This is a genomic window from Ramlibacter sp. (genome assembly GCF_035706265.1).
Taxonomy (GTDB): domain Bacteria; phylum Pseudomonadota; class Gammaproteobacteria; order Burkholderiales; family Burkholderiaceae_C; genus Ramlibacter.
Window position 1 is genome coordinate 1 of sequence record NZ_DASSVG010000125.1, and the last position, 10477, is coordinate 10477.

At 69.5% G+C, this 10477-nt stretch carries 11 protein-coding genes; 9 read left to right on the forward strand and 2 right to left on the reverse strand.

Translation table 11 applies throughout. The annotated features are described in order from the left end of the window. Positions 1-120 precede the first annotated feature (120 nt). Positions 121-1857, reverse strand: coding sequence for an IlvD/Edd family dehydratase (locus VFM98_RS04860; protein WP_325108768.1), 1737 nt, complete (start codon positions 1855-1857; stop codon positions 121-123). Between the two features lie 185 nt (positions 1858-2042). Between VFM98_RS04860 and VFM98_RS04865 the strand changes: the two genes are divergently transcribed. The 9 genes from VFM98_RS04865 to VFM98_RS04905 all read left to right on the forward strand — a co-directional run bounded on the left by VFM98_RS04865 (position 2043) and on the right by VFM98_RS04905 (position 9953). Further along, positions 2043-2270, forward strand: coding sequence for a hypothetical protein (locus VFM98_RS04865; protein ID WP_325108769.1), 228 nt, complete (start codon positions 2043-2045; stop codon positions 2268-2270). A gap of 125 nt (positions 2271-2395) precedes the next feature. After that, the gene (locus VFM98_RS04870; RefSeq protein ID WP_325108770.1) at positions 2396-3631 is read left to right on the forward strand and encodes a hypothetical protein; all 1236 of its coding nucleotides are present in this window, start codon (positions 2396-2398) and stop codon (positions 3629-3631) included. Positions 3632-3637: 6 nt separating this feature from the next. Beyond that, the gene (locus VFM98_RS04875) at positions 3638-4342 is read left to right on the forward strand and encodes an RNA polymerase sigma factor (protein ID WP_325108771.1); all 705 of its coding nucleotides are present in this window, start codon (positions 3638-3640) and stop codon (positions 4340-4342) included. Between the two features lie 144 nt (positions 4343-4486). After that, positions 4487-5290, forward strand: coding sequence for an ABC transporter ATP-binding protein (locus tag VFM98_RS04880; RefSeq protein ID WP_325108772.1), 804 nt, complete (start codon positions 4487-4489; stop codon positions 5288-5290). After that, a complete protein-coding gene (locus VFM98_RS04885) occupies positions 5290-6006 on the forward strand; it encodes an ABC transporter ATP-binding protein (RefSeq protein ID WP_325108773.1) in 717 nt (238 codons plus the stop codon). The genes VFM98_RS04880 and VFM98_RS04885 overlap by 1 nt, the downstream gene beginning before the upstream one ends. Before the next feature lie 96 nt (positions 6007-6102). Next, a complete protein-coding gene (locus tag VFM98_RS04890) occupies positions 6103-6975 on the forward strand; it encodes a branched-chain amino acid ABC transporter permease (protein ID WP_325108774.1) in 873 nt (290 codons plus the stop codon). Positions 6976-7068: 93 nt separating this feature from the next. After that, a complete protein-coding gene (locus tag VFM98_RS04895; RefSeq protein WP_325108778.1) occupies positions 7069-8034 on the forward strand; it encodes a branched-chain amino acid ABC transporter permease in 966 nt (321 codons plus the stop codon). A 30-nt stretch (positions 8035-8064) separates the two neighbouring features. Beyond that, entirely contained in the window at positions 8065-9270 is a 1206-nt protein-coding gene (locus VFM98_RS04900) for an ABC transporter substrate-binding protein (protein WP_325108775.1), read from the forward strand. 155 nt (positions 9271-9425) lie between these two features. Further along, positions 9426-9953, forward strand: a complete 528-nt coding sequence (locus VFM98_RS04905) for a TlpA disulfide reductase family protein (RefSeq protein ID WP_325108776.1) — start codon at positions 9426-9428, stop codon at positions 9951-9953. Between the two features lie 200 nt (positions 9954-10153). Here the strand turns inward: VFM98_RS04905 and merP are convergent, their stop codons facing one another. Next, on the reverse strand, positions 10154-10429 hold the full coding sequence (merP, locus tag VFM98_RS04910) for a mercury resistance system periplasmic binding protein MerP (RefSeq protein ID WP_325108777.1): 276 nt from the start codon (positions 10427-10429) through the stop codon (positions 10154-10156). Positions 10430-10477: the final 48 nt, after the last annotated feature.

A 10477-nucleotide genomic window follows, 5' to 3' on the forward strand; every position in this document is an offset into this window, starting at 1 on the left:
CAGCGCTGCGTCACGGTTGGTGAAGGACCGATCGCCCGTCCCTCCCACACTGCAGGCGCAGGACGGGTTTGTCCGCCTCCGGAAGTAGAGGGGGAGGCGCGGGCGCGGCGCCAGCTCGGATCAGGCTTTCGGCACCCGCCCTCGCACCTGCGGCGCGGCCAGGAAATCGAAGTCCACCCCCTTGTCCGCCTGGGTCACGGTGCTGAGGAACAGCTTGCGGTAGCCGCGCTCGGCGGCGGGTTCGGTCACTGGTTGCTGCGCGGCGCGGCGCGCCAGTTCCTCGTCGGAGACCAGCAGGCTGATCTCGCGCCGGCTCACCGAGAGGCGGATGCGGTCGCCGTTGCGCACCTGCGCGAGCGGGCCGCCGATGGCGGACTCGGGCGTCACGTGCAGGACGATGGTGCCGAAGGCGGTGCCGCTCATGCGGCCGTCGGAGATGCGCACCATGTCCTTCACGCCCTGCCGCGCCAGCTTGCGCGGCAGCGGGATGTAGCCCGCTTCGGGCATGCCGGGCGCGCCCTTGGGGCCGATGTTCTTCAGCACCAGGATGTCGTCGGGCTTCACATCGAGCTCCTCGCTGTCGATGCGGTTGGCGAGATCCTCCAAACCCTCGAACACCACCGCGCGGCCCTCGTGCTCCATCAGCTTCGCATCGGCCGCCGACTGCTTGATGATCGCGCCGCCCGGTGCCAGGTTGCCGCGCAGCACCGCGATGCCGCCCTGCGGATAGATCGGGTCGGCGCGCGTGCGGATCACGTCCTGCTTGAAGGGGGGCGCGGCGCGCTCCAGCTCCTCGCCGAGTGTCCGCCCGGTGACGGTCAGCGCGTCGAGGTGCAGCAGCGGCTTGAGTTCGCGCAGCAGCGCGGGCATGCCGCCCGCGGCGTCGAAGTGCTCCATGTAGTGCGCGCCGGAAGGCTTCAGGTCCACCAGCACCGGCGTCTCGCGGCCCATGCGGTCCAGCGCCTGCAGGTCGACCTCGAAGCCGAGCCGCCCGGCGATGGCCGTCAGGTGGACGATCGCGTTGGTGGAGCCGCCGATGGCCAGCAGCACGCGCATGGCGTTCTCGAACGCCTTCCCGGTCAGCACCTGGTCCACCGTGAGGCGGCTCTTCGCAATCTGCACGGCCACCGCGCCGGTCTGCTCCGCCACCCGCATGCGCGCCGAGGTCACGGCCGGCGGCGATGCGCCGCCGGGCACCGTCATGCCCAGGGCTTCGGCGATGCAGGCCATGGTGCTGGCCGTGCCCATCACCGAGCAGGTGCCGACGCTGGGCACGAGCTGGTTGTTGACGTCGGCGATCTCCTGCGCGTCGATCTCCTCGGCGCGGAAGCGCGCCCAGTAGCGGCGGCAGTCGGTGCAGGCGCCGACGGTCTCGCCGCGGTGCGAGCCGGTCAGCATGGAGCCCGTGATCAGCTGGATCGCGGGCAGGCCGGCCGAGGCCGCGCCCATCAGCTGCGCGGGCACCGTCTTGTCGCAGCCGCCGATCAGCACCACGGCGTCCATCGGCTGCGCCCTGAGCATCTCCTCGGTGTCCATGGACATCAGGTTGCGCAGGTACATGCTGGTGGGCGCCGCGAAGCTCTCGCCGATGGAGATGGTCGGGAACTTCACCGGCAGGCCGCCGGCCAGCATGATGCCGCGCTGCACGGCCTCCACCAGCTGGGGCATGTTGCCGTGGCACGGGTTGTAGCCGCTGCCGGTGTCGGTGATGCCGATCACCGGGCGCTCGAGCGCATGGTCGGTCAGGCCCGCGCCCTTGATGAAGGCCTTGCGCAGGAAGAGCGAAAAGCCGGCGTCGCCATAGTTGGTGAGGCCTTTGCGCATGCCGCTCGGGTCGCGGTCGGAGGGATTCGTCATCGGCCGATTTTGCAATGCTTCGCAACGGCCCGGCAGCGGCCGCGGCAGCGCCCGGATCGGGCCCGCCAACGCGGGCTTACGCCGGATTGCTCTGGATCAACCGGTGTTCCGGCCCGGGCGGGGCGGCCCGACGAAAATGACCTGCATCAAGCGGAGCGAGGGGGTCTTCACTTCTACTGCATGCCATGAACACGCAGCCCCTGACCATGGGACCCGTCCAGCGCGAACTCCTGCGGGAGTTCGAGCGCCTGCACGAGGAATGGCGCATGGCCGTGGCGGCGGCGGACGCCATCGAGTGCACCGGGCTCGACGGGGAGCGGCAGGAGGAGGTGCAGCGGCTGCTGGAGTACCGGCTGGCGGCGGACCGGCTGCACCAGGCGGCGATGCAGTTGCTGCGCGACCGCCCGCTCTGAAGCTTCGGGGTTTCCCGTTCACGGGTAAATCCCTAGCGGCGGCATGCGCTGCCGTTGTCACGTCCGCACGCTTCGTAGCATCTAAGTACCCGTAGCCGCCGCTGTGGCGGTTGAGGGAGCTCCTGATGCACGCACGCGTTCGCTCGCAAATTCCTCGTCTGACCCTGCTCGCGGTGGCCGCGGGCGCCGCGCTGTCGCTGGCCAGTTGCGGCGGCGGTGACGATGACGACGACGACCTGGATCCGGCCCTGGTCTCGCAGGGCCAGCAGATCTTCCGTTCCGAAACCTTCGGCGACGAGACCTTCTTCACCGACGTGCTGCGCCTGCACGAGCCGGTCGCGACGGTCGACCCGACCACCGCGCTGGCCGTCGGCCTGAAGGTCGATTCCGAGGCCCTGCCGCCCGAGGTGGTGGCCGGCATCCAGGACGGCAGCATCAGCCTCACCGACCCCGCGACGACGATCGCGCTGCTCAAGCTCAATGCAGTGGTCGGGCTGAAGGGCCAGGTCGACGCCAACAACAATCTCGTGCGCCTGGGCGTCACCTGCGCGATCTGCCACTCCACCGTGGACGACAGCTTCGCCAAGGGCGTCGGCAAGCGCCTGGACGGCTGGCCCAACCGCGACCTCAACGTGGGCGCGATCATCGCGCTGTCGCCGGCGCTGCCGGCGGACGTGAAGGCGGTCTACAACTCCTGGGGCCCGGGCATGTACGACGCCCGCTTCAACATCGTCGACGGCGGCACGCCCTTCCACGGCGACGGCATCAACAAGCCCTCGGTGATCCCGCCGGCCTACGGCCTGCGCGGCATCGACAAGACCACCTTCACCGGCGACGGCGACAACATCGCCTACTGGAACCGCTATGTCGCCGTCACGCAGTTCGGCGGCCACGGCACCTTCACCGAGCCGCGGCTGAACCTGAACATCAAGAACGGCACCGACGACCTGGTGAGCGACAAGCTGCCGGCGCTGCAGGAATACCAGCTCTCGCTGAACGCGCCCAGGCCGCCGTCCGGCTCCTTCGACGTCGCGGCCGCCATCCGCGGCCAGCAGCTGTTCAACGGCAAGGCACAGTGCGTCACCTGCCACAGTGGCGAGCACTTCACCGACGCCAACGACCGCCTGCATCCGCAGAGCGACTCGATGGCGCTGGAAACCGCGCCCACCCACGCCGACCGCTCCGCGACCAAGCAGTACCGCACCAGCCCGCTGCGCGGCATCTGGCAGCACCCGCCGTACTTCCACGACGGCTCCGCGGCGACGCTGGAGGTGGTGGTCGACCGCTACAACACCAGGCGTTCGCTGGGACTGAGCGCCACGGAGAAGGCCGACCTGGTGCAGTACCTCAAGTCCCTCTGAGGAACCATGCAGACGGCAACGTCCCCTGCTGCCGCCCTGCACGACGAAGACCACGCGCTCCTGGCCGGCCTGCGGCAGGGCCAGGCGCGTGCCTTCGAGCAGATGATGCGCCGCTACAACCGCCTGCTGTACCGCGCTGCCCGCGGCATCGTCCACGACGACGCCGAGGCGCAGGACGCGGTGCAGGAGGCCTGGCTGCACGCCTTCACCGGCCTGCACGCCTTCCGCGGCGATGCATCGCTCGGCACCTGGCTGACGCGCATCGTGATCAACCAGGCCCTGGTGCAGCAGCGGCGGCTGGGCCGCCTGGTGTTGTGGAACGAGGACGTCGACAGTTGGGAGAGCGACATGGACAAGCAACCCCTGGGCGGCGACGCCATGGAGTCGCCTGAAGACCATGTCGCGCGCCTGCAGGTGCGGCGCCAGCTGGAGCGGGCGATCGACACGCTGCCGCCGATCTACCGCAGCGTGTTCATCCTGCGCGCCGTGCACGGCCTGAGCGTGGAGGACACGGCGCACGGCCTGGACGTGAGCGCCGAGGTGGTGAAGACGCGCTTCCTGCGGGCCCGCGCCCAGCTGCGTGCGCTGCTGGGGTTCGATCCCGAGACCGAGGCGGCCTACCTGCACGACTTCGCCGGCCAGCGCTGCAGCGACCTGGTCGCCCGCGTGCTGCGCGAACTGCGCGCCCGCGGCGTCCTGCGCGACCAGTGAACACGAAATACCGGACGCAAAGGCTGTTCCTGCATTCGGCAGGCCTCTTTGTGCGATGCAATGCAACCCTGCGGGAAAACACCATTCGAGGCCGGCGGCATTGCATGAAAGCATGCTGACCTCTTCCGGCGGAGGTCCAGCCCCGTGCCACTTCGTGAAGAACCGCACCCGGCCACCCCGGCCGGCCCGCTGCTCGCGGTGCGCGACCTGCGCGTGCGCTTCCGCGGCATCACCGCGCTGGACGGTGTTTCCTTCGACGTCGCGCGCGGCGAGATCGCGGGGCTGATCGGCCCCAACGGCGCCGGCAAGACCACCCTCTTCAACTGCCTGTCGCGGCTGTACGAGTACAGCGAAGGCTCGATCGCCTTCGAGGGCCGGCCCCTGGAGAAGCTGCCGCGCCACCGCATGGCCGCGCTCGGCATCGGCCGCACCTTCCAGAACCTGGCCCTGTTCGCCAGCATGAGCGTGCTCGACAACATCAAGGTGGGCCTGCACGCGCGCACCCACAAGGGCTTCCTCGCCCACGCGCTGCGGCTGCCGGGCGTGGCCGGCGAAGAGCGCGAATGCAACCGGCGCGCGGGCGAACTGGTGCGCTTCCTCGGCCTGGAGGCGGTCGCCCAGCAGCGCGTGGCTGAACTGCCCTTCGGCACCCGCAAGCGGGTGGAGCTCGGGCGGGCGCTGGCCAGCCGCCCCGCGCTGCTGCTGCTGGACGAGCCGGCTGCGGGCCTCAACCACGAGGAGGTGGGGGCGCTGGGCAGCCTGATCCGCGCGATCCGCGACCAGTTCCAGCTCACGGTACTGCTGGTCGAACACCACATGGGCCTGGTGATGAGCGTGTCGGACCACGTCGTGGCGCTCAGCTTCGGCCGCAAGATCGCCGAGGGCACGCCGGCCGAAGTGCAGCGCAGCCCCGAGCTGATCCAGGCCTACCTGGGGGCGGAGGCCTGATGGCGGCGCCGCTGCTGCAGGTGCGCGGGCTGCGGGCGGGCTACGGTCCCACGCAGGTGCTGCACGGGCTGGATTTCGAGATCGAGGAAGGCAGCATCACCGCGCTGCTGGGCGCCAACGGCGCCGGCAAGACGACCACCCTGCGCGCGCTGTGCGGCACGGTGCGCACCGGCGGCGAGGTGCGCTTCGCCGGCGAGCGCATCGACGGCCGCCCGACGGAAGACATCGTGCGCCTCGGCGTCGCCCACGTGCCCGACGGCCGCGGCACCTTCACCGACCTCACGACCGAGGAGAACCTGCGCCTGGGCGCCTACGCGCGCCGCAACCGCAGCGGCCTGGCGGAGGACTACGAGCGCATGTACCGCCTGTTCCCGATCCTGGCCGAGCGGCGCCACCAGCAGGCCGGCACGCTCTCCGGCGGGCAGCAGCAGATGCTGGCGGTGGCGCGCGCGCTGATGCTGCGCCCGCGCCTGCTGCTGCTGGACGAGCCCTCCTTCGGGCTGGCGCCGCTGGTGGTGAAGGAGATCTTCGGCGTGATGCGGGAGATCAACGCGCAGCAGAAGGTGACGATGCTGCTGGTGGAACAGAACGCCGCGATGGCGCTGCGCCTCGCGGACCGCGCGCACCTGCTGGAGACCGGGCGGCTGGTGCGCTCCGGCAGCGGCGCCGAACTGATGCAGGACGACGCGGTGCGCCGCGCCTACCTGGGCTACTGAAAAGAATATGAGCCCCCTCGTTCGTTCACTTCGTGTAACTCTCTGCCCCCCGAGGGGGCCGTCAGCGCCCTTCGGGCGGCCGGGCGGGCGCTGAGCATGGAAGCCTTCCTGCACCAGGTCTTCGCGGGCCTCGCCACCGGCGGCATCTACGCCAGCCTGGCGCTGGCGCTGGTGATGATCCACAACGCGACCCGGCTGGTGAACTTCGCGCAGGGCGAGATGGCGATGTTCTCCACCTACCTGTGCTGGACGATGCTGCAGGCGGGCTGGCCCTACTGGGTGGCCTTCTTCGCCACCGTGGCGCTCGCCTTCGTGCTCGGGGTGGCCATCGAGCGCATCCTGATCCGGCCGGTGGAGCGCGCGCCGGTGCTGACGGTGGTGGTGGTCTTCATCGGCCTGCTGCTGATCCTGAACAGCGTGGCCGGCTGGATCTACAGCTACACGATCAAGGCCTTCCCCAGCCCCTTCCCGAGCAAGGCGCCGTTCGGCCTGACGATCGTGTCGGCGCACGAACTGGGCGCGATCGCCGTCACGCTGATCGTGCTGCTGCTGGTGTACCTGTTCTTCCGCTTCACGCCCCTGGGCCTGGCGATGCGCGCGGCGGCGCAGAACCCGGAATCGAGCCGGCTGGTGGGCATCCGCGTCGGCTGGATGCTGGCGCTCGGTTGGGGGCTGGCCGCGGCGATCGGCGCGACGGCGGGAATGATGGTGGCGCCCATCGTGTTCCTCGACCCGAACATGATGACGGGCGTGCTGCTCTATGCCTTCGCCGCCGCGCTGATGGGCGGCATCGACAGCCCCGGCGGCGCGGTGGTCGGCGGCTTCATCGTCGGCGTGCTGGAGAACCTGGTGGGCGCCTACCTGATCGGCACCGAATTGAAGCTCACCGTGGCGCTGGTGCTGATCGTCGGCGTGCTGCTGGTGAAACCGGCCGGCCTGTTCGGCCGCGTGATCGTGCAACGGGTCTGAACGATGGCCGCCGTCACCACCCCCGAATTCCCGCCCGTCGCATCCGCGCAGGCGTCCGGCGGCGTGCGCGGCTGGTCCGCCCGCTGGACGCTCATGGCCGTGGTGCTGGTGCTGGCCGCCGCCGCCCTGCCCTTCCTCGTGAGCAACTACCGGGTGTTCCAGCTCACCATGGTGCTGATCTACGCGATCGCGCTGCTGGGGCTGAACATCCTCACCGGCTACAACGGCCAGATCTCGCTCGGGCACGGCGCCTTCTACGCCATCGGCGCCTACGTCACGGCGGTGCTGATGGACCACTACGACGTGCCCTACTGGTTGTGCGTGCCGGCCGCGGGCGCGGTGTGCCTGCTGGCGGGCTTCCTCTTCGGGTTGCCCGCGTTGCGGCTGGAGGGCGTCTACCTGGCGCTCGCCACCTTCGCCCTCGGCGTCGCGCTGCCGCAGTTGCTGAAATACAAGCACCTGGAGGCGTGGACGGGCGGGGTGCAGGGCATCTCGCTGATCAAGCCCGATCCGCCGATCGCCTCCCTGCTGGGGCTCAAGCTCAATCCCGACCGCTGGCTCTATCTCTTCACGCTGGCGGTGGCGGTGATCATGTTCGTGCTCGCCTGGAACCTGCTGCGCGGGCGCGTCGGCCGGGCGCTGGTGGCGATCCGCGACCATCCCATCGCGGCGGCCACGATGGGCATCGACAACGCACTCTACAAGTCGCTCGCCTTCGGCGTCAGCGCGTTCTTCACCGGCGTGGCCGGCGCGCTGGGCGCGATCGCGGTGGCCTTCGTCGCGCCGGACAGCTTCACCATCTTCCTGTCGATCTCCTTCCTGGTCGGCATGGTGGTGGGCGGGCTCGCCTCGGTGACCGGCGCGATCTGGGGCGCCCTCTTCATCCAGTTCATCCCGAACCTGGCCGACCAGGTCTCCAAGGCCGCGCCGTGGGCGATCTACGGCGCGCTGATGATCGTCTTCATGTACGTGATGCCCACGGGCATCGCGGGCGCGTTGCGCCTGGCCTGGCGGCGCCTCCTGGCGCGCCGCGCGGGCCGGGGCTCCCCGGCGCCCTGAGCGCCGCCCTCTCCCAGAAAGGACCTTCACATGTCGATCCAGAGACGCACCGTGCTGGCCGGGAGCCTCGCGCTCACCGCGCTTCCCCTGCGGGCCCAGAAGCAGTACGGCCCCGGCGCCAGCGACACCGAGATCAAGATCGGCCAGACCATGCCGTACAGCGGCCCCGCCTCGGCCTACGGCACCATCGGCCGGATGGAGGCCGCCTACTTCAAGATGGTCAACGAGCAGGGCGGCATCAACGGGCGCAAGATCAACTTCATTTCGCTCGACGACGGCTACAGCCCGCCGAAGGCGGTGGAGATGATCCGCCGGCTGGTGGAGCAGGACGAGGTGCTGTTCACGATCAACACTCTCGGCACGCCGTCGAATTCCGCCATCCACAAGTACATGAACCAGAAGAAGGTGCCGCACCTGTTCCTGGCCACCGGCGCCTCGAAGTGGAACGACCCGAAGAACTTCCCCTGGACCATGGGCTTCAACCCGAGCTACCAGCTCGAAGGCATGCTGTACGCCAAGCACATCCTGGCGACCAAGCCGAACGCCAGGATCGCCGTGCTGTACCAGAACGACGACTACGGCAAGGACTACCTCAAGGGCTTCATGGACGGCCTGGGCGACAAGGGCAAGGGCCTGGTGGTGAAGACTGCCTCGTACGAGGTGACCGATCCGACGGTGGATTCGCAGATCGTCACGCTGCAGTCCTCGGGCGCCGATACCTTCTTCAACGTCACGACGCCGAAGTTCGCGGCGCAGGCGATCCGCAAGGCCTTCGACACCGGCTGGAAGCCGCTGCACTACCTGAACCAGGTCTCGATCAGCATCGGCTCGGTGCTCAAGCCGGCGGGGCTGGAGAAATCGGTCGGCCTGATCTCCTCGGAGTACACCAAGGACCCCACCGATCCGAAGTTCGCCAGCGACAAGGCCATGCAGGAGTACTTCGCCTTCATGAAGAAGTACCTGCCGGACGCCGACCCCACCGACGGCTTCAACGCCTACGGCATGGCGGTGGCGCAGCTGACCGTGCACATGCTGCAGCAGTGCGGCGACAACCTCACGCGCGAGAACGTGATGAAGCAGGCCTCCAGCATCAGGAATTACCAGATCCCGATGGCCCTGCCCGGCATCACCGTGAACACCACCCCGAACGACTACGCCGTGTTCGACACCCTGCAGCTGGCGCGCTTCGACGGCAAGACCTGGGTGAAGTTCGGCGACCTGATTTCGGCGCGCTGAGGGCTGCTGCGGTGCGGCTTTGAAGCGCTCGCGCTTCGAAGCCCTCGCCACCGGCATGCCGCGCGGCGTGCTCCCTTGGGAGGCCCGCGCCGCGGAAACCCCGCGCCGGCACCGGAACGCGGCGCCCGCTACGATCGGCGGTCCGGATGTCGCCCGTGATCGAAGCTGCCTTTTCTCCCCTGCGCCGCCGCGCCCTGCTCGCCACGGCCTGCCTGCCCTGGCTCCCCGCGGCCCGCGCCGCTGAGGATTCGCCACGCCGCGAGTGGCCGCGCAAGCGCGCCACGCCCGCGCTCGAACTCGCCGGCATCGACGGCAGCGCGTGGCGGCTCGCTGCCGCCCGCGGCCGGCCCGTGCTGCTCAATTTCTGGGCCAGCTGGTGCGAACCGTGCCGCGCGGAGATGCCGGCTTTGCAGCAGCTCGCGCGCGAGCATGCATCCGGCGGCCTGCAGGTGCTGGCGGTGAACTACCGGGAAACCGAAGGGGCCGTGCGCCGCTTCGTCGGCCAGACGGGGCTCGAACTTCCCGTGCTGCTGGACCGCGAGGGCGCCGCGGCCAAGGCCTTCGGCGTGCGCATCTTCCCCAGCACGGTCGGCATCGACCGCCGCGGCCACGCACGCTTCGTGGTGACGGGAGAATTCGATTGGGCCGGCACGCAGGCCGCGCGCTGGGTCGCGGAGTTGTGACCCGCCACGGGACAAACCAGATCGCGCGCAGCCGTATTCGTGGCTGGTGCTGAGCCGGATTCGTGGCTGGTGCTGAGCCGGATTCGTGGCTGGTGCTGAGCCGGATTCGTAGGCTGGTGCTGAGCCGCGTCAGCGCGAAGCCCAGCGATGCGCGAGCGCAGCGAAGCGCTGGGCTTTCGCTTCGCTCCAGCGCCAGCCTTCTACTCGGGAAACGAGGGATACCCGGCCGCTTCCGTCGCCTTCGTCAACGCGGCGACGTCCGTCTTGGCGTCGTCGTAGGTCACCTTCGCGTTGCGGCGCTCGTAGCTCACCACTGCGCGGCTGACGCCGGGCACCTTCATCAGGGCGATGCGGATGGTGATCGGGCAGGTGTCGCAATCCATCGTCGGCACGCTCAGGACCACCTGGCGCTGCGCGGCGGAAGCCGAGCCCGCGGCCAGGAGCGCGGCGGCCAGCACGGCAAGGATCTTGTTCATGTCAGCACTCCGTCAATAGAACAGCGGCGCCGCGAGCGGCACCACGAT